This is a genomic window from Natronococcus pandeyae, from assembly GCF_008122205.1.
Lineage (GTDB): Archaea > Halobacteriota > Halobacteria > Halobacteriales > Natrialbaceae > Natronococcus > Natronococcus pandeyae.
The window spans coordinates 37,348-56,447 of record NZ_PHNJ01000009.1; the positions used below are offsets into that span (position 1 = coordinate 37,348).

At 64.8% G+C, this 19,100-nt stretch carries 19 protein-coding genes; 8 read left to right on the plus strand and 11 right to left on the minus strand.

The annotated features are described in order from the left end of the window. Window positions 1–1,275: 1,275 nt before the first annotated feature. Complete coding sequence (locus tag CV102_RS16005) at window positions 1,276–1,650, plus strand: SHOCT domain-containing protein (RefSeq protein WP_148859019.1); 375 nt, start codon at window positions 1,276–1,278, stop codon at window positions 1,648–1,650. Between the two features lie 239 nt (window positions 1,651–1,889). Beyond that, complete coding sequence (locus tag CV102_RS16010; protein WP_148859020.1) at window positions 1,890–3,032, plus strand: tyrosine-type recombinase/integrase; 1,143 nt, start codon at window positions 1,890–1,892, stop codon at window positions 3,030–3,032. 93 nt (window positions 3,033–3,125) lie between these two features. Here the strand turns inward: CV102_RS16010 and CV102_RS16015 are convergent, their stop codons facing one another. The 9 genes from CV102_RS16015 to CV102_RS16055 form a co-directional block, all read right to left on the minus strand. Beyond that, the gene (locus CV102_RS16015; RefSeq protein WP_148859021.1) at window positions 3,126–4,982 is read right to left on the minus strand and encodes a Na(+)/H(+) antiporter subunit D; all 1,857 of its coding nucleotides are present in this window, start codon (window positions 4,980–4,982) and stop codon (window positions 3,126–3,128) included. Further along, window positions 4,979–6,967, minus strand: coding sequence for a proton-conducting transporter transmembrane domain-containing protein (locus CV102_RS16020; RefSeq protein ID WP_148859022.1), 1,989 nt, complete (start codon window positions 6,965–6,967; stop codon window positions 4,979–4,981). The genes CV102_RS16015 and CV102_RS16020 overlap by 4 nt, the downstream gene beginning before the upstream one ends. Beyond that, window positions 6,967–8,571 carry a proton-conducting transporter transmembrane domain-containing protein gene (locus CV102_RS16025; RefSeq protein ID WP_148859023.1) on the minus strand — a complete coding sequence of 535 codons (1,605 nt, stop codon included), beginning with the start codon at window positions 8,569–8,571 and terminating at the stop codon, window positions 6,967–6,969. Before CV102_RS16025 ends, CV102_RS16020 begins: the two co-directional genes overlap by 1 nt. After that, entirely contained in the window at window positions 8,564–8,947 is a 384-nt protein-coding gene (locus CV102_RS16030) for a cation:proton antiporter subunit C (RefSeq protein ID WP_148859024.1), read from the minus strand. The genes CV102_RS16025 and CV102_RS16030 overlap by 8 nt, the downstream gene beginning before the upstream one ends. Then, on the minus strand, window positions 8,940–9,434 hold the full coding sequence (locus CV102_RS16035) for an MnhB domain-containing protein (protein WP_148859025.1): 495 nt from the start codon (window positions 9,432–9,434) through the stop codon (window positions 8,940–8,942). Before CV102_RS16035 ends, CV102_RS16030 begins: the two co-directional genes overlap by 8 nt. After that, complete coding sequence (locus tag CV102_RS16040) at window positions 9,434–9,988, minus strand: DUF4040 domain-containing protein (RefSeq protein WP_148859026.1); 555 nt, start codon at window positions 9,986–9,988, stop codon at window positions 9,434–9,436. Before CV102_RS16040 ends, CV102_RS16035 begins: the two co-directional genes overlap by 1 nt. Then, on the minus strand, window positions 9,985–10,317 hold the full coding sequence (gene mnhG, locus CV102_RS16045) for a monovalent cation/H(+) antiporter subunit G (RefSeq protein WP_148859027.1): 333 nt from the start codon (window positions 10,315–10,317) through the stop codon (window positions 9,985–9,987). The genes CV102_RS16040 and mnhG overlap by 4 nt, the downstream gene beginning before the upstream one ends. After that, window positions 10,314–10,529 carry a cation:proton antiporter gene (locus CV102_RS16050; protein ID WP_394326824.1) on the minus strand — a complete coding sequence of 72 codons (216 nt, stop codon included), beginning with the start codon at window positions 10,527–10,529 and terminating at the stop codon, window positions 10,314–10,316. The genes mnhG and CV102_RS16050 overlap by 4 nt, the downstream gene beginning before the upstream one ends. A 62-nt stretch (window positions 10,530–10,591) precedes the next feature. Then, window positions 10,592–11,629: a monovalent cation/H+ antiporter subunit E gene (locus CV102_RS16055; RefSeq protein ID WP_148859029.1), complete on the minus strand. Its 1,038-nt coding sequence runs from the start codon at window positions 11,627–11,629 to the stop codon at window positions 10,592–10,594. Window positions 11,630–11,993: 364 nt separating this feature from the next. Here CV102_RS16055 and CV102_RS16060 point away from each other — a divergent pair, with 364 nt between their 5' ends. Together CV102_RS16060 and CV102_RS16070 are read left to right on the plus strand one after the other, a co-directional pair. Beyond that, window positions 11,994–12,353 (plus strand): (2Fe-2S) ferredoxin domain-containing protein, encoded by a 360-nt coding sequence (locus CV102_RS16060; protein ID WP_148859030.1) that lies wholly within the window; start codon window positions 11,994–11,996, stop codon window positions 12,351–12,353. Between the two features lie 364 nt (window positions 12,354–12,717). Next, complete coding sequence (locus CV102_RS16070; protein ID WP_148859031.1) at window positions 12,718–13,899, plus strand: thiolase family protein; 1,182 nt, start codon at window positions 12,718–12,720, stop codon at window positions 13,897–13,899. A 16-nt stretch (window positions 13,900–13,915) separates the two neighbouring features. On the opposite strand, the gene CV102_RS16075 is transcribed toward CV102_RS16070, so the two are convergent. After that, window positions 13,916–14,146: an Lrp/AsnC ligand binding domain-containing protein gene (locus CV102_RS16075; protein ID WP_148859032.1), complete on the minus strand. Its 231-nt coding sequence runs from the start codon at window positions 14,144–14,146 to the stop codon at window positions 13,916–13,918. Between the two features lie 149 nt (window positions 14,147–14,295). On the opposite strand from CV102_RS16075, the gene CV102_RS16080 reads away from it, so the two are divergent. Further along, entirely contained in the window at window positions 14,296–15,366 is a 1,071-nt protein-coding gene (locus CV102_RS16080; protein ID WP_148859033.1) for a quinone-dependent dihydroorotate dehydrogenase, read from the plus strand. Window positions 15,367–15,413: 47 nt separating this feature from the next. Continuing rightward, the gene (locus tag CV102_RS16085) at window positions 15,414–15,707 is read left to right on the plus strand and encodes a hypothetical protein (protein ID WP_148859034.1); all 294 of its coding nucleotides are present in this window, start codon (window positions 15,414–15,416) and stop codon (window positions 15,705–15,707) included. A gap of 27 nt (window positions 15,708–15,734) precedes the next feature. On the opposite strand, the gene allB is transcribed toward CV102_RS16085, so the two are convergent. Continuing rightward, window positions 15,735–17,102, minus strand: coding sequence for an allantoinase AllB (allB, locus tag CV102_RS16090; RefSeq protein WP_148859035.1), 1,368 nt, complete (start codon window positions 17,100–17,102; stop codon window positions 15,735–15,737). 175 nt (window positions 17,103–17,277) lie between these two features. Here allB and CV102_RS16095 point away from each other — a divergent pair, with 175 nt between their 5' ends. Together CV102_RS16095 and CV102_RS16100 are read left to right on the plus strand one after the other, a co-directional pair. Continuing rightward, a complete protein-coding gene (locus tag CV102_RS16095) occupies window positions 17,278–18,249 on the plus strand; it encodes an NAD-dependent epimerase/dehydratase family protein (protein WP_148859036.1) in 972 nt (323 codons plus the stop codon). A gap of 289 nt (window positions 18,250–18,538) precedes the next feature. Continuing rightward, the gene (locus CV102_RS16100) at window positions 18,539–18,892 is read left to right on the plus strand and encodes a hypothetical protein (protein ID WP_148859037.1); all 354 of its coding nucleotides are present in this window, start codon (window positions 18,539–18,541) and stop codon (window positions 18,890–18,892) included. Window positions 18,893–19,100: the final 208 nt, after the last annotated feature.

A 19,100-nucleotide genomic window follows, 5' to 3' on the forward strand; every position in this document is an offset into this window, starting at 1 on the left:
TCCCCCGCCGTCGACGGAGGCAAAGAGGCCGCAGACTGCCAGAAACACACCGCGAAGAGGTTCGGGGTATGCATCATACAGTTGTACTGATCTGCTGTGTCAGCTGCCTTCGATAATTAACCAGTGCCCCCCGAAGGACGGCGTGGTACGGAATGTTCACCGATCGGTCTCGGCGAGCGGACCGTTCTCTTCGCTACACAGAGGATGGAGAGGCTGGCCACGAGATGCTCGAGCCAGTTCGCGTTCGCGGAGTCATACGAACAGTCGCAATCCTTCCAGTCCGCGGTTCTCCCTCGAACCACAGCTTCGACCGTCGAAACCCGGTCGATAATCCGGGGCTCGAGACGCGCGTGAACGAATATGGGTTTCCCCGACGAGAGTCGGTGACTCTCGTGGGCTTCCTCGAATCGGGCCGACGGTGGTGACCGACCGCCGAGTGTGGACTGAGAACCGACCGGTACTCGAGCAACCCGGGACTGCCATCGAGAGGACGGATGTCGGTAATGTCGTTGGCCGTGCTTGCACCCCTCTCGAGAGTCGGTGGGTGCTCGTCGTCCACGGCGGACGTGGCCCAATCCGTCGGTCGATACACCAACTCGGCGTCGAGGGTCGTGGCCTCCCGGTAGGAGACGAGTTCACTATAGTAGTCACTGAAGGTCAATGCACACCTGATCGCACGACAAGAGCGCGGTTCGGAACGTGCGCGGTTCGGAACGTGCGCGGTTCGGAGCGAGCGCGGTTCGGAGCGAACGAAGTGAGTGAGAACCGCGGAACGCGAACGGGGAGGAACGACCCGTGAGCGACCGAAGTGAGTGAGAACCGCGGACAGTGCGATCAGTGTGTGAATCGTTTCAGTTGGTACTATAGCTGTCGCTCAGTTCAGTGGGTCATCATGGCTCTTCGTGGCTGGGGGTTCGGACTTCCTCCGTGGTTCAGGACAGGTTGAGTAGATATCGTTCACGTCGTGGTTACCCGAGAGTTGCTGGGCTGATCGCACCTGCAACGAATAACAAGAGTTCGAATCACGGTGTGAATTTGCGTTCAGGTCTGGTGGCAAAGCGTGGACAGCAGTTGCTACGCTGCCGATCGTACTGATGAACGACACCGTTTCGATACCAAATGTCGTTGTATCGATGTTCAGGGCAGGGATAAACTGTATATCAATATACAGAATCTGGAGAACGAACTCGAACAGAGCGTCGAACGATCGGTTCCAGACGGCGAGGCTCGAGTCGAGTCCCTTACAATTATTTCCGTAAGAACCGTACGTCCACTATGGGCACCGACGGGTCGGGACGGGGATACAGCCTCACCGAGATCTTCGCCATCAAATTCGTCCTCGCCGACATCGTCATCATCGCGGCACTGCTCTTCGCCGGTCCGATCTACGCCGTCGCGATAACCGCCTTGCTCGTGGTCAGCGTCTTTCTCGTCTGGTATCTCACGCAGCGAGTCGGATCGATCGACGACACCGACGAGATACGCACCGAACACGAGACGGTCGATCCCGTAACGACACTTCAGGAACGATACGCTGCGGGCGAACTCTCGGAAACGGAGTTCGAGGCGAAACTCGAGCAACTGATCGACGCCAACGAGCGGGCCGAACGCGCGGGCGTCGAAACGGAGGAGCTCTCACTCGAGCGGTGACGGTGGGCCACTCGACGACTGTTCGACCGAGCAGTCGATCCAGCGGTAGCCAGATTTAGGGTGATACGGCAGTAGCATTCGAACGAGATGAGCGCCGGCGACGATCACACGATGGAGCACTCGAGCGCCTGCCCTCGGAGTTCGACAGGCCGCCTCGAGCGACGGCGTTCTCGGGACCCTCGCTCACACCGTCGACCGACGGTGGCGTTGCCGGAATCGATCGCCGAGGTGGTCACGTCGTGACCGAGGTTTCGATCACGGACGCGGTCGATACCTACCTCCAGCGGAAAGCCGTCGGAGACCCCGACGGCCCCGGGGCAGGGACCTACGCATCGAACGCCGAGTCGGTCCTCCGACGGTGGGCCGAGTGGCTCGAGGACGAACACGAGATTCGGTCGCTGTTCGCACTCGAGACGGCCCACATGCGATCCTACGCCGACGAACTTCGCGACCGGACCGAACGGGGGGCCTACACGGCTTCGACGGCCGGTACCTACTACGCCGTCGTCCGGGCGTTTCTCTCGTGGTGCGTTAGCGGTGGGATTCTCGAGACGAATCCGGCCGCGATCGAGGAGGCTGAAGACGCGCTACCGACAGCGGATACCTACGAGGAGCGCGACGATCGAGATGGATGGACCGCCGAACGGCGCCGAGAACTCGAGGGGTACGTCCGCGAGCGGGCGCTCGAGTCCTCGGGCGAGGCGTTCGATCGGAACGAACGCTGCACCAGGCTGCGGGAGTACGCCATGGTCGCGTTACTGGCCCACTCGGACGTCCGCGGCGCCGAACTGTTCCGGGTCCCCGAAGACGACCGGCGGACGGGCGCGACCTGGGACGACGTCGACTTCTACACAGGGACGATTCGCGTGCTCGGCAGATCCCAGCGACTCGAGGACGTGCTGCTCGGCGCGGCGGCCCGGACGCCGCTCCGTCGATACCGGGTGGTTCTCGATCCGCCGTCGAACGACTGGCCGGTGTTTCCGACACGACACGCGCCGTCGATCGCCCGTCGCGTCAGAACCGTTCTCCAGGATCGAGGCCACGACGAGGACGAAATCGACACCCTGATGGCCGAGTCGACGGCGAGTGAGGTCGCGCGTGAGCGATCGATCGCACCGCCGGCGATCACGGCCGAGGGTGCCAGGTCGGTCCTGCGGCGTCTCTGCGAGGAGGCCGGCGTCGACGTCGACGGCGACTACCTGACGCCCCGCGGCGTTCGCGGTGACGGAGCGGTCGGCTACAGGCGCGAAGCCTCGAACTCCAGTCCGGCGCTTCGGGCGTCGGTTCTCGAGCAGTCGATCGCCGTTCCGGAACGCCAGCCGGTGTTCGAAACGATCGACTCGGTCGACTCGAGCGTCCGGGACGACACGGAATCGAACTGACGGCATCCCGGAACGGCAAGCGGAGACGAACGGTTCTCTCGGTCTCGAAACTTCGAACAGAGGGAAGGATAGCAACCGCAACCGACGGCGCCGTCAGGAGACGAGCAGCCACAACACGATCGTGAGGATGATCGTGAGCAACAGGACGGTGAGTCCGATACTCGCGCGGAGGTGGATCGTCGACGGGCGACCGCCGTCGGCGGGCCGGTGATCCTCGACGTCGACGACCCAGTTGGGAAGCCGACGAGCCGTCTCGTCGACTGCCAGCGCCGGGTTGTTGCCGATCCAGTAACAGCTCGTAACGAAGCTGACGACGGCGTCGTCGACGGCAGCGTAGAGGTCGGTGATCGCGATCATCGACGTTCGGCCGAGGTGGTACCCCGTCGGGTTCACGATCAGCGCGGGGTCGGAGTAGTCCATCTTCGACAGCGGCTTGCGGATGAGTTTGAAGCCGACCGCCGAGACGGCTATCAGGATGGCCGCGTCCTCGAGGTGACCCACGCTGTACGGCGTAAGCTCCTCGACGCCTTCCGGCCCGGCGAACTGCGTGCCGTCGATCAGCGGCAACAGATCGGTGAAGATCGGCCAGCCGATCGCCGGCAGGCCGAGGACGACACACGCACCGCCGACGGTGAACATCGCGGTCGTCTGTCCAGGCCTGGAGTCACGGACTTCCCGGTCGCTCTCGCCGTGGAAGAAGACGTAGTAGCCGAGTTTGATGAACGAGAGGAAGGTCCCGATCGCGCCGATGAACAGCAGCCAGAACAGCGCGGTGTGTTCGGGGCCGCCGAAGTAGCCCTGCGCCGCGTCGAGCACCATCCCCTTGCTGATGAAGCCGCTGAAGCCGGGGACGGCGGTAATCGAGAGCGCACCGATGAAGAACGCGATCGCCGTCAGCGGCATCTCGCGCCAGAGGCCGCCCAGCTTGTAGAGGTCGTTTTCTTTGGTGCGGTAGATCACGACCCCGACGGCCATGAACAGCAGGCTCTTGTAGAGGACGTTGTTGAACAGGTGTCCCATCGCGCCGGCGGCGCCGATGGTCGTCCCGATACCGATCCCGGCGACCATGTAGCCGAGCTGGGCCTGAATGTGGTAGGACAGCAGCGCCCGCATGTCGTGCTGGAGCAGCGCGAAGACGACGCCGTAGACGGCCATCAGCCCGCCCATGTAGGCGAGGTAGATGTTGCCTTCCGGAACCGCCCGCAGGAGGACGTAGGCGCTCGTCTTGGTGGTGAAGGCCGCGAGGAACACCGAGGCCGCGAAGTGTGGGCGCGGGTAGGTGTCGGGCAGCCAGGTGTGGAACCCGACGAAGGCGACGTTGACGCCGATCCCCAGGATCGCGAGCAGCATCGGTAACCCGGGAGCGATCCCGCCCGCGAGCACCGCGTCGGCATACTCGACCCCCTCGCCGAAGACGAACGTGCGAGCCTGGGCGTAGTGGGCCGCCACCGCGAACAGCACCAGGCTTCCGCCGATACCGTGAGCGAGCGCGTAGCGGTAGCCCGCACGGACCGCGTCGCCGCCGTAGTTCCAGACGAGCAGCGTGCTCGTCAGAGCCATGATCTCCCACATGAACACGAGCGAGAGCCAGTCACCCGCGAACGCTGCACCGATCGCACTCGCGACGTACGCCAGCGCGATCGCGGTCATCTGTCGGGTGGCCTCGCTCGAGTAGGCGTAGATCACGGCGAAGGTGCCGAGGAACCCGAGCGCGATACCCATCATCCGGGTGAACTCGTCGATGTAGAACGGCTGGACGTCCGCAAACCCGAGGAACGTACCGGACAGCAGTGCGCCGTCGGGCGCGAGGAACGAAATTGCAACGACGGACGCGAGGCTCAGCGCGCCGAGCGCGAAGCCGAGCGTCCGCGGCAGTACGAGTACGAGCAGTGCCGCCGCAAAGATTAGCAGCGGCGGGTAGGCCATCGTCAACAGGTCAGCTTCGATCATTCGTCCATCACCTCGAGAATCTCCGCCCAGCTCATCTCACGAATCTCCGAGAGCTCCAGCCCGAAGACGCCCTCGACGATGTAGGTCGCGAGGTCGAGGAACACTGCGTAGTCCGGAATCACGCCGAGCGTGACCGCGCCGACCGCGATGACGCTGATCGGCACGATCATGAGCCACGTGCTCTCGGAGAACGGCGAGTGGCGTTCCCAGCCGCCGGCCGGCGGGCCGCCGTGGTGGTGATCGCCGTGATCGTGATGATCGTCGGCGTGGTCGTCGTGGCTCCCCTTCGGCAGGGGAACGTCGGTGTCGCTCGGGTACTGATCGACCGCGTACCCGGACTCCTCGTCGGTCGCTTCGGGGGTGCCGGCGCCCTTGGCTTCCTTCTCACCTTCCTCGTCGGCAGGCTGTGGCTGTCCCTCGTCGTGGGGTCGCTCTCCACCGTCGGAGCAAAGCTCCGACGAGGATCGCCTCGATTCACTCGGTTCACCCCCATCAGCGGCGAGATCCTCGTTTCCGAAGTACGACTCGCGCTTGCCGCCCGGCGGGAACTCGAACAGCGGTTTCGCGTCGTGGCGCTCCTCGCTCTCGAAGAAGGCCGTGTAGACGACCGGCCAGAGGTAGGCGATGTTGAGGATGCCGGAGAGGATCAGCGCCGAGGCGAAGATCCAGTAGCCGCCGCCGACCGAGCCGGAGCCGATCAGCATGTAGAACTTGCTGACGAAGCCGGCGATCAGCGGCATGCCGGCCATCCCGGCGGCACCGATGGCGAACGCCGACATCGTCAGCGGCATCCGCTTGCCGATGCCGGCCATCTCGCTGACGTAGTCGGTGTGGGTCTCGACGTGGACGGCTCCCGCACAGAAGAACAGGGTGAGCTTCCCGAACGCGTGGGCGGGGATGTGGAACAGCGCCCCGAGGATCGCGTACGGATGCAGTATCGAGAGCCCGAGCACGATGTACGACAGCTGTGCCGTCGTCGAGAACGCGAGCCGGCGCTTGAGGTGGTCTTTCCGCATCGCGATGATGCTGGCTGCAGTCAACGTAAAGGCCGCCAGGATCGCGACCGGGACGTTCAGCCCGACCTCGCCGATAGCCGGAACGGAAAGCGGGAGGTCGTGGATGAGTCCCGGGCCGAACACCTCGAGGATAACTCGAGCGACGCCGAACGCGCCAGACTTGACGACGGCGACCGCGTGGAGCAGCCCCGAAACGGGCGTCGGCGCGACCATCGCATCGGCCAGCCAGGAGTGGAGGGGCATCACCGCGGCCTTCACCCCGAAGCCGGCGATCAGCAGGTAGAACGCGGCCTGCGCGAAGACGGGTTCGAGCTGTGCCGCTTCAGCGAGCGCCGTAATGCCGCCGGTCTCGAAGGCAATCGTCGCACCCTCGGTAGTCAGACTGGTGAGCCAGTAGACCAGCACCGTCCCGGCGAGCAGGAAGACCCCGCCGCCGAAGAACGTGTAGGTGAGGTACTTCCGGCCGGCGATGCGGGCTTCGTCGTCCTCGTTGTGGGCGACCAGCGGGTAGGTGACGAGGCTCAGCAGTTCGTAGAAGATGAAGATCGTCACCAGGTTCCCGGCGAAGGCGATGCCGATCGCCGTCGAGAGGCTGGCCGCGAAGGAGGCGAAAAAGCGCGTCTGGGCGTGTTCGTCGAGCCCGCGCATGTAGCCCGCCGCATAGAACGAGGTGAAGATCCAGAGGAAACTGGCGAGCATCGCGAACAGCATGCCGAGCGGATCGGCGCGGAGCACGAAGTCGATCCCGGCGAGGAACTCGACGCCGAGTGACTGGCTCAGGCTCCACTCGTAGACGGTGCCGTCCATCACACCGGGCAGCATGCTGGCGACGATGCCGAACTTCGCCACCGCGGCCAGCACGGACCAGCCCTCGCGGACGTTCGGATAGCGGTACGACGCAATAATCAAAACCATCGCGACCGCCGAGACGAGAACGGCGGCGAGCGGCAGTACGGATTCTTCAGTCATTAGTTAAACACCTCCGAGGTGAACGGCTCGAGCCACTCGAAGAACAGCCCGCCGGCGAAACCGAGCACCACTGCCGAGATCGCGATGCCGACGAGCAGGATGAACATGCCCAGCGAGACGGCGTCTGGCGAGCCGCGTTCGAACCGACTCTCGTTGGCCAGGACGCCGCCGTCGGTGCGGTGCTCCGACGAGGATTCCTGCCCCTCGTTCGGTTCGCCGCCGTCGGTTGCAACCCCTGGCGGGTGGGGCGATTCGACCGGCGTCGCCGGCGTGAAGTACATCTTCTCGAGCAGTCTGGCGGCGTACGCAAGCGTCAGCATCGTGCTGAGGAAGATCACGGCGGCGATCGACCACAGTTCGGCCTGGATCGCACCGACGGCGATATACCACTTGCCGATGAAGCCGGCCGACGGCGGAATGCCGATCAGCGCGATCAGCAGGATCGCGGTCGAACCGGCGGCGAGCGGTCTGTTCTCGGCGAGGCCGGCGTACTCGTCGACGGTCCGGGCGCCGTAGCTGATCGCGATGACGCCGGCGGCGACGAACAGTCCGGCCTTCATGACGCCGTGACCGATCAGGTGGATGATCGCGCCGACCAGTGCCGTCTCGGTGAGCGCACCGTAGGCGGCGATGACGAGGCCGAACTGGGAGACGGACGAGTAGGCGAACATTCGCTTGACGTCCTGCTGGACCACCGCGAGCGTACTCCCCGCGACCACGCTGACCGCGCCGACGGTGACGACGATTTCCTGGAGATACGGCGTCGTCGCGAGGAACTCGACGCCGAAGGCGGTGAACATCACCCGGCCGAGCGCGTACGCGGAAACGGTCGAGACGAGCGCCGCGATCAGCGGCGTCACGCCGTCGGGGGCGTGCTGGTAGGCGTCGGGCTGCCAGGTGTGCAGCGGCCACTGTGCGACCTTGAGCGCGAAGCCGACGAAAATGAAGGCGAACGCTGCGCGCAGTAGCGTCAGATCGCTGCCGCCCTCCTCGACGATCGCGGGGATCGCCTCCGTTCCAAGGACTTCGATGTTCAGCGCGCCGGTCGCCATGAACAGGAAGCCGACGCCGATCAGGTACAGCGAGGCGCCGACGGTCCCCAGGATGAGGTATTTCAGGGCCGCGACCGCCGACTCGGGGCCGTCGCCGCTCGAGATCATGGCGTACGTACCGAGCCCGACGATCTCGAGGAAGACGAACATGTTGAAGACGTCGCCGGTCAGCGAGAGTCCGATCAGCCCGCCGACGAGCAGCAGGTAGCCGGCGTAGAACGTGTTCCCGCGCGGGCCGCCCGTGCGCGTGTACGCGAGGAGACCGGCGGCGGTCACCGTCACCAGCAGCACGATCAGCGCCGAGAACGGGTCGGCGACGAGTTCGATGCCGATTCCCTGGGGCTCTTCCCAGCCGCCGAGCACGTGGACCTCGCGACCGGTCTCGTAGACGGTGGCTGCGACGTACGACGTCGCGGCGAACAGTCCGACCGTCGTGAGCGCGGTGACCGACCAGCCGGTCCGGTCGAACCACAGCCCGAGCGCGATCGGCACCGCGGCCATGAGGATCGGCACCGCGACCAGCAGCGGCAACAGGAGTTCGGCGTTACTCATCGGCACGCACCTCCCGCAGGGTGTCCTCGCGGAGGGTTCCGTACTCCGCGTGGATCCGGACGATCAGCGCGAGGCCGACGGCGGTCAGCGCGATCCCGACGACGATGGCGGTCAGCACGATCACGTGCGGGAGCGGACTGGCCATCGACAGCGTTCCGGGATCCGGATCGGCGGGGACGACCGGCGACTTTCCGCCCTCGACGTAGGCGACCGCGACGAAGAACAGGAAGATCGCGGTCTGGAAGAGGTTGACCCCGATCAGCTTCTTCACGAGGTTCTGGTTGGCGATCATCATGTACATGCCGACGCCCATCAGGACGAACATCAGGGCGTAGGCGTAGCGGGTCGCGAGGATCTCGAGGCCCCACTCAATCATCGTCGCTCACCTCGCGTCGACCCGGGCTGCGCCGGGTCGGAGTGAACCCCGACGCCGTCGCGAAGAACAGCGTCATGATGACGCCGGCGACGATCAGTGCGACGCCACCGACCTCGATCGCTTCCATCCCCCAGTAGTGGGCGATTCCGAAGGTTTCGACGAACGCGTTGTACTCGAGGAAATTGCCGCCGAGGGCCATCGTCGCGAACCCGGTGCCGATGAAGATGGCGACGCCACCGGTGACGAGTCCGACGACGAAGGAGTTCTTCAGCCACGCTCGCGTCGGTTCGATCCCGAACGCGAACGCGAGCATGAGGACGGTGACGCCGATGATCGCGCCGCCCTGGAAACTCCCGCCGGGGGTGTCGGCCCCGTGAAGACTCAGGAACATCCCGTAGGTGAGGGTAAACGGTGCGATGATCTTGACAGAGGTCATGATCACCTGGCTTTCCGTGTAGGCATCGTCGTAGGATTCAGATTGCGACATTACGTGAACACCTCCCGTTTCAGCACGAGCAAAACGGCGATACCGGCTGCGAATACGACGACGGCCTCGCCGAAGGTGTCGAAGCCACGGTAGGAGGCGAGCACCGCGGAAACGGCGTTCTGGGCGCCGGTGTCGCCGAACGTCTCCTGGACGTAGTAGAGCGAGGGCGTCGTCTCGAGGACGCCGCCGCCCCAGATCGGTGCATCCGAGTCGCCGACGGCGTACATGTCCGGAAGCAGCGTCATGAGCACGAGCACGAACGCGCCGACGACGACGACGGCCGGGACGTTGATCCGCTCGAAGAGCCGATCCGCCGACGGCCGGGTCGTCCGCGCGATCGTCAGCAACAGGAGGATCGTCGTCACACCGGCACCGATCGCCGCCTCGGTCATCGCGACGTCAGGTGCGAGCAGGAACGTATAGAGGATCGCCATCCCGAGGCTGTAGGCACCGAAGACGACGATCGCCGACAGCACGTCCCGGAACAGCGCGGTCGCTACCGCGGCCAGGAGAATGAAGATCACGAGCGTGTACGCGACGCCAGTCTCGATCATCGCGACTCACCCTCCTCGTCGGTGTCGTTTTCCCAGGGAACGATCCCGGATTCGGCCGCTGAACGGGCGATGGCGTGGGCCGCGGTCGGATTCGTGATGAACACGAAGAACAGCAACAACACGGTGTAGGCCGTCGCGTTCTGCCAGCCGAGTGCGAGCGCGACGGCAGCGAGCGCGAGCCCCGCACCGAGCGTGTCCGTCTGGGACGCCGTGTGAGCGCGCGCGTACACGTCCGGCAGGCGGAGCACGCCGACTGCCGAGACGAACGTGAAGAACAGGCCGAACACGATGAGGACGATGATCGCCCAGAAGCGGACGGTCTCGATCACAGCACACCACCTCTCTCGACGGTGAACTTCGAGATGGCGATCGCCATCAGGAAGTTGAGCAGGGCGTAGATCAACGCGATATCGAGGAACCACGGCTCGTCGAGTCCGGCGGCGAGCAGCGCGAGGATCACGACGGTGTTTGTCCCGAGGACGTTCACCGCGAGCAGCCGATCCTGAGTGGTCGGACCGGCGACGGCCCGGTAGAACATCATGATCGCGAGGACGACGAACAGCGCCGCGGCCGCGAGGAACACCTCGTTGATCAGTTCGGCGGTCACAGTTCGTCACCTCCGATAACCTCGGCGTCGCCGCGCTCGCGCGGCGAGGGGATCGCCGACGACTCGCGGCCGTGGAAGACGAACCGGACCGCCCGTTCGAGCGAGCCGTCGAACAGATCGTCGCGAGCGCTCGCGATCAGGGAGTGGACGATCAGTCGCTGGTCGTCGGCCCGGACCGTGAGCGTGCCCGGCGTGAGCGTGATGCTGTTGGCCAGCGCGAGCAGCGGAAGACCGCTTCTGACGCGCGCGTTGACCCGCGTCATCTTCGGATCGATCGGCATCGACGGACGCAGGATGACGATCGAGATTGCGAGATTCGCCTTGACGATCTCCCAGATCAGGTACGGGACGTAGATCGCGAACCGGAGCGTCCGGAGCGGTGACTGTACGCGACCGAGCGGGAACGTGAACGTAATGTGTGCGAGCGAGACGGAGACGATTCCCGCGACGGCCGCGCCGGTGACCAGATCGAACCAGTAGGTCGGATCCCCGAGCACGAGATAGAATCCGTAGGAGATCCAGAACATCGCGAACAGTCGGTCGAAGCGCTGGGTGCCGTCGCCGATCAGGCGCTCGTGGCGCGCCGGTCGCTCGACCGGCGCCTCGTCGTACGTCAGACCGGCGGACTCGAGCTCGCGCTCCAGAGGGTGGAGCATTCCGGCCGACGCCCCGGGCTGGTACTCCGGATCGAGGACGACGTGGTCGATGTCGTGTTCCTCGCCGTACGACGCGAACGTGCTGGCGAAGTCCCGCGGACCGAAGAGGTACTCGTCCATCCCGAGAACCGCCGTCTCGACCGTCACTGACGAGTCGCCGACGTCTTCCGAGACCCAGTTCTCCGCTTTCGAGAGCAGCGATCTGGCCGCGTCGACCTCGGTCTGGCCCTCCGGCATCTCCCTGTCGCTCGGCAGCGCGACGACCAGGTGGCACTCGAGCGAGTCGGCGCGCTCGAGGCCGGCCCGGACCGCGTAGCCGACTGTCTGCCGGACGGTCACCGTCTCCGACAGCGGGACGAGTATCCGTTCAGCCGCCACGGCGTCTCCCTCCAAGTGACCGTCGTTGTACACTCATGTCTCTGGTTGTTAGTCGATTCAAGCGGTAGCCGTAGGAAAACGATTTCGTTATCCACCAGTCGGGCCGAACGTTCGACATCTCGCTATTATACGTTCGATACCATCACGTTCGGTGTGCTGACTGTTGTAATAGCGTACGGGTGTCCGATTTCCGATCCCACTCCGGTGGTCCGACCTGTTCTCGCGGCTGAATACGACCGTTCGATACGGGACCACAACCTTTACAACCTCACTTTCAGTAGTCAAAGTTGAATTTCATGGCGACGAGCGATACCGACTCGGACCGAATCGAAAGCGCGTCCGCCGAACCGACGACGGGCCGATGATGAGAAGGGAAACCGAACGACAGCGAGAGCGACTCGAGACGTGTGTCCTCGTCTGTACGAACGACCGCGACTCGGAGTACGCCTGCTGTGCCGACGTCGGGGCCGAGGAGACGGTCGAGGCCGTCAAGTCGTGGCTCCGCGAACGGGGCGCGTTCTGGTCGCCGATCGGCGTTACGACGACTGGCTGTCTGGGTCTCTGCAGCGAGGACGGCGCGGCGATCGCGATCCAACCGCGCGACGAGTGGTACGCCGACGTGACGCCCGAAGACGTCCCCGAGTTGCTCGAGCAGGAGTTCGGGCCGGACGCCGAGTCGATCGATCGGCGGGCGGTCGACGCGAGCGAACACAGTAGCCACTGACGGTCAGTGGCTACCCGTCAGTGCACACCCGGTCGCACGATGGGAGCGCGGTTCGGAGCGAGCGCGGTTCGGAACGTGCGCGGTTCGGAACGAACGCGGTTCGGAGTGAGCGCGGTTCGGAACGTGCGCGGTTCGGAACGAACGAAGTGAGTGAGAACCGCGGAACGCGAACGGGGAGGAACGACCCGTGAGCGACCGAAGTGAGTGAGAACCGCGAAGCGAACGGGGAGGAACGACCCGTGAGCACGAAGTGAGTGAGAACCGCGGACTGTGCGATCGGTATACGAACCGTTTCAATTGTTACCGTAGAACGGGCGAGTAACGATCATAAAAATTGATCGGGGACGGTGCTGTCCCCACGGGTATGACAGATCCCACCAACGTGGTCGTCCTCGGCGGCGCCCGTACGCCGCACGGAACCCTTCTCGGGTCGCTCGCCGACGTCGAAGCGGTCGAACTGGGACGGGCGGCGCTCGACGGACTGCTCGAGCGAACCGACGTCTCCGGGGGTGACGTCGACTGGGTCGCCCTCGGGAACGCCATCCAGGCCGGTATCGGCCAGGTACCGGCACGTCAGGCCGTCGTCGAATCGTCGCTCCCGAACGAGACGCAGGTGACGACGGTGAACGAGGCTTCGGGATCGGGACTGCGGGCGATCGCGCTGGCGGTCGACCGGATCGACGCGGGCCGCGCCGACCTCGCGGTCGCCGGCGGCTTCGAGTCGATGACGAACGCGCCGTGGATCCTGCCGGACTACCGCACCGGGCGTCGCCACGGCGACGTGACGCTGAAGGATTCGATGATCATGGACTCGCTGTGGGACGTCAACCTCGACGTTCACATGGGCGAGATAACCGAGGGGCTCGTCGACCGCGAGGGTATCTCTCGGGAGGCCCAGGACGAGTACGCCCTCGAGAGCCATCAGCGGGCGACCGACGCGATCGATTCGGGGGCGTTCGACGACGAGATCGTTCCCATCGAAACGGGAGGGGAGACGGTCAACACCGACGAGGGGCCGCGTCCCGACTCGACGCTGTCGGACCTGGCCGACCTGGCCACCTCATTCCGGGAGAACGGGACGATCACTCCAGGGAACGCCTCGAAGCTCAGCGACGGCGCAGGCGCCGTGTTGCTCGCCGACGCGGACGCAGCCGCTGACCGCGGCCTCGAGCCGATGGCGGAACTCGTCGACTACGACCTCGCCTACCGCGACCCGGACCGGTTCAACGAGGCCGTCGGCGACGTCGTCGCGGGGCTGCTCGAGCGCAACGACCTCGCAGTCGACGACGTCGACGCGTTCTGGATCAACGAGGCGTTCGCGGCCCAGTCGGTGTACGTCATGGATCGACTCGACATCCCGCGCGAAAAGATGAATCCATCGGGGGGCGCGGTCGCGTTCGGCCACCCGATCGGCGCCTCCGGCGGGATGCTCACGGCCAGTCTGGCCTACCAGCTCCGGGACGATCCGGACGTCGAGCGCGGACTCGTGGGGATGAGCGTCGGCGGCGGCGGGGCAATTATGGCGCTGCTGGAAGCGCCCGAGTAACTCCGCTCCGCCTTCGCTACTCGAGGACGACACAGGTTCGCGTCCGTCCAACGTTCTCGAGCGACTGAATCTCCTCCGTGACCAGCACTAGCAACTCCTGGGTGTCCGCGGCTTCGACGGTAGCGATGATGTCGAACTCGCCGGCGATGACGTTCGCTCGCCTCGTCGCCTCGAGATCGCGAATCTCGGACAGCACCGAGCGGGCCGTTCCCGCGGGGGTCGTGATCAACAGGTAGGCTTCGACCATGGTCTCGCTACTCGAACGACCCGCAGGAGCAAAAACCCGCCACGGGCCGTTCAGTCGAGCGGACAGTCTGTCCGCCGGTTCGACTCGGACACCTCGGACAGCGCCTCGCTTCGGGAGATTTACCTGCACGCCGTCCCGATTACGCGCAAATGACGCTGTACTCGCGGGTTCGTCCGGTCGCGTTCAAACTCCCCGCCGAGACGGCCCACGACCTCGGCAAGCGGACGCTTCGAGCCGCCCAGTCGACGTGGCCGACCCGGACGGCGCTGTCGGCCGCCTACCGGTACGACCACCCCACCCTCGAGGTCGACCTGTTCGACACCACGTTCCCGAACCCCGTCGGCGTGGCGGCAGGGTTCGACAAGAACGCCGAGGTCACGCACGCGCTCGAGGCGCTCGGCTTCGGATTCGTCGAGATCGGCACCGTCACGCCGTACCCCCAGCCGGGTAACGACCGACCGCGGCTGTTCCGTCTGCGGGAGGATACGGCGATGGTCAACCGAATGGGCTTCAACGGGCAGGGAATGGAGCGCGTGAAGGAACGACTCGAGCAGGACGGGACGCCCAGCATTCCGCTCGGCGTCAACGTCGGCAAGATGAACTCCTCGAACGAGTCCGAAGCGATCGAGGACTACCGCCGGGTCTTCGATCGGCTCTCGCCCTTCGCCGACTACGTCGTGGTCAACGTCTCCTGTCCGAACACGCCCGAGGAGTTCGACGAGGGCTCGCCCGAACACCTGCGGACGATCTTCGAGACGCTCGAGGCCGAAAACGACAGGAACGTCCCGATCCTCGTCAAGATCGGCCCCGACTCGCCCGAGGAGTCGATCCTCGACCTTGTCGACATCGTCCAGGAGTTCGATCTGGATGGGATCGTCGCGACGAACACGACAACTAGCCGCGAGGGACTCGAATCGCCACAGCAGGAGGAGTGGGGCGGACTCAGCGGCAAGCCGCTCAAGGACCGATCGACCGAGGTCATTCGAACGCTGGCCGAGTACACTGACGGCGAGTTGCCGATCGTCGGCGTCGGCGGCGTCGACTCCGCGGCGAGCGCCTACGAAAAGATTCGCGCGGGCGCGTCGCTCGTGCAGTTGTACACCGGGTTCGTCTACGAAGGGCCGTCGACGGCGAAGCAGATTAATCAGGGGCTGGTCGAGTTGCTCGAGCGCGACGGCTTCTCGTCGGTCGAGGACGCGGTCGGCGCGGATCTCGGGTAGGAGACCTACCCCGAAACTATTTCACGATCGTATCACATTTCCAGAACGTGTCCGTTCCCGATACGAATCGAGACCGCATAGACGCCGACGACGCCCTCGGATACGCGTTCTCGAGCGAGTATCTCGTGCTGTTCGGGCTGATCGTCGTCGGCTGGCTCGCCGCGCAGGGCGGTACGGCTCTGCTCGCACTGCAGTTCGGTTCGCCCTCGTCCGAGGGCGTCTTCGTCGTCTCCGGACTGGCGTTCGCGATCGGCGGCGCCGGTGCCGTCTTCCTCGGCGTCGTCGCGACGGCGTACAAGGTCCTCGTCGAGACGCGGGGACCGACGGCCGACCGAGATTGATCCGTCTTCGAAACCGTCTACTGGCCGCTATTCGACGTCGACTCGAGTCCCGTACCCCGATTCCCCGACGACCGCGCCGTCCTCGTAGACGACTTCGCCGCGGACGACCGTCGCGACCGTCTTCCCGGTGAAGGTCTCGCCCTCGAACGGCGTGACGCAGTTCTTCGAGTGGAGTTCCTCGGCGTTCTCGAGCGTCCACTCCGCGCCGGGGTCGACGATCGTGAAGTCGGCGTCGGTACCGACCTGCAGGGATCCCTTCTGGGGGTACATGCCCCAGACCTGGGCGGGTCTGGTCGAGTGGCGGCGGACCCACTCCTCGAGCGTGAACCGACCCTGGTCGACGAAGGTGAGCATGACTGGGACCTCGGTCTCGAGGCCGACGAAGCCGGAGATCGCGTCCCAGGTGTTCCCGAACGGGTCGTCGACTTTCTTCTCTTCGGGGGTGTGGGGCGCGTGGTCGGTCGCGAAGCAGTCGATTGCGCCGTTTTCGATTCCGGTCTCCCAGAGTTTCGCACGCTCTTCGGCATCGCGGATCGGCGGCTGGATCCGGGCGACGTTACCCTTCTCGCGCATCACGTCCTCGGTGAACCAGAGGTAGTGAGGAGTCGTCTCCGCGGTGACGTCGACGCCGCGGTCCTTTCCGCCGGCGACGGCCTCGGCGGCGGATCCCGAGGAGACGTGGAACATGTGAATCTTCGCGCCGGTCTCGTCGGCGAAGGTGATCATTCGCTCGACGGCTTCTTGCTCGGCAATGACTGGACGGGAGTGCGAGTGGTGGATCGGGTCGTTCTTGCCGGCGGCCTGGAACTGCTCCGTGTAGTGGTCGATGATCTCGCCGTTCTCCTCGTGGAAGCCGAGTCGCTTGCCGGTCTCCCGGATCCGCTCCATCGCCTCGAGTATTTCGCCGTCGCTCGGCGGCGGGACGTCCCCCACCGTCGAACCGAGGAAGACCTTGTACCCCAGGACACCCGTCTCGTCGAGTGCGGGGATCAGGTCGAGATTCTCAGATGTGACGACGGCGTAGCTCTGGAAGTCGACGTGGGCCGACGCCTCGCCGCGCTCGTACTTCAGTTCGAGATGCTCCGGTCGGTCGATAACCGGGTCGGTATTGGGCATCCCGACGACGGTCGTCACGCCGCCGGCGGCCGCCGCCCGTGTCGCGGACTCCCAGTCCTCCTTGTACTCGAGGCCGGGTTCGCGGTTGTGAATGTGACAGTCGACGATACCGGGAACGAGCACGTTTCCGTCGGCGTCGACGACCCGCTCGGCCTCGGGAAGCCGGTCGCTTCGACCGACGGCGACGATCGTCCCGTTCTCGACCGCGACGCCTGCGTCGGGGGTCCGTCCGGCGGGCGTCACGACGGTACAGTTGCGCACGACCAGATCCACGGTCATTGCCACCACCTATCCAGCAGGGTCGGATATAGCTTCTGTTGGCCCGTCGCACCCGTACTCGAGCGCTGACGAGATATCTAGGACAGCACTAGATATCCGTAGGCCGGGCGTAGAATCGACAGCGAAATCGGTACGAGTGCTATACTAAACGGCGCGGAGCTCGTCGACCGGATAAATGGATTCGTCAGCGATCAGTGACAAAACCGTGCTCGTGACCGGCGGTGCAGGGTTCATCGGCAGCCACCTCGTCGAGGCGTTGGCACCTCACACCGAGGTTCGGGTGCTCGACGACTTCTCGACGGGGGACCGAACGCACCTGCCCGAGGACGTGACGGTAGTCGAAGGGGACGTTCGCGATCCGATCGCTCTCCAGCAGGCGGCTCGCGGCGTCGACGTGATCTTCCATCACGCCGCGGTCGTCAGCGTCTCGCAGAGCGTCGCCGCTCCCCGACAGAGCAACCGGACGAACGTCGACGCGACCCTTCTGGTACTCGAGCAGGCCCGCCAGGAAGACGCCAGAGTCGTCACGGCCTCGAGCGCGGCGGTCTACGGCCATCCCGCGGAGCTTCCGGTGTCCGAAACGGCAGCGACGGAGCCGACCTCGCCGTACGGTATCCAGAAACTCGCGCTCGACCAGTACACCCGCCGCTACGCGGAACTGTACGACCTGCCGACCGTCGCGCTGCGATACTTCAACGTCTACGGACCGCGCCAGCAAGGCCCCTACAGCGGCGTCATTTCGGCGTTTCTCGAGCAAGCACGCGCCGACGACCCGATCACGATCGACGGCGACGGGGAGCAGACGCGAGACTTCGTTCACGTGAGCGACGTCGTACAGGCGAACCTGCTGGCGGCGACGACCGAGGAAACCGGCGAGGCGTACAACGTCGGGACGGGTGACCGAATCACGATCAGGGAACTCGCGGAGACGATCCGAGATGCGACGGACTCGTCGTCGTCCATCGTCCACCGCGAGCCACGCACCGGCGATATCAGACACAGCGGTGCCGATACCGAAAAGGCGAACCGAACGCTCGGGTACGATGCGCGGGTCGACCTCGAGTCGGGCGTTCGATCGCTCGTTGATAACGACCCCGATCTCATCACGGCTCCGACCGGTCACGAACCCATCGCCGAGATGGATTAACCGGCCGAACTGACCGTTGTACGGGTGACCGTTTCGCCCCAGCCGACCGGGACAGCGACCAGCCGAACCACACCTTCTCGAACGATCGGCTCACCCTGCGCAAGTGAACGGTTTCCCGCTGAAACCCTCTGCTCGCTGTACCTGTAAGAGCCACTTTACACAGGTATCTGGAGATTGTGCCCCTCAGCGACCGAAACCGGAAGAATCGATGTACAGCAGTCGGTTCAACGTCCCTTCGCATTCGCGTAGGTGAGAGATAACTAACGGTTCCGACATCCTTCGGTCACTCATGATAGAGAGCCTCATCGTATTCCTCGTCAGCCTCCTGATCGGTGCGTTCGGCATCTTCCTCGGTGCGAAGGTCGTCGTCGATACCGAAGACTACACGTACGCACTAATCACCGCCCTGATCGGTGCAATCGTCTGGGCCCTCGTCGGGTTCTTCTTCGGCTGGATTCCACTCCTGGGTCCGCTCCTGGTCTTCATCGCGTATCTCGCGGTCATCAACGCCCGCTACCCCGGCGGCTGGGTGGATGCCGCTGCGATTACGATCGTCGCCTGGCTCTCCGTGCTGGTCGTCCTCTACGTGCTCGCGTTCTTGGGCGTAACCGGATTCGAGGCCGCCGGCGTGCCGGGCGTCTGATACTATCTCTCCGTTCGCTACGGAGACGCGATCACCGTCTCGCAGAAACTGACGAAGCGATCGGCGAAAGTGAACGAACGGTGAGTGTTTTCTGGCGAACACTGGAACCGACAGCTAATCCATAGAGTCGGTGGTCGTCGCCGTTGAAAGAACACTGCTCGGAAACGGTTGTGTTTCGTTTCAGTCTTCACTCATGTTCGGTCGGATC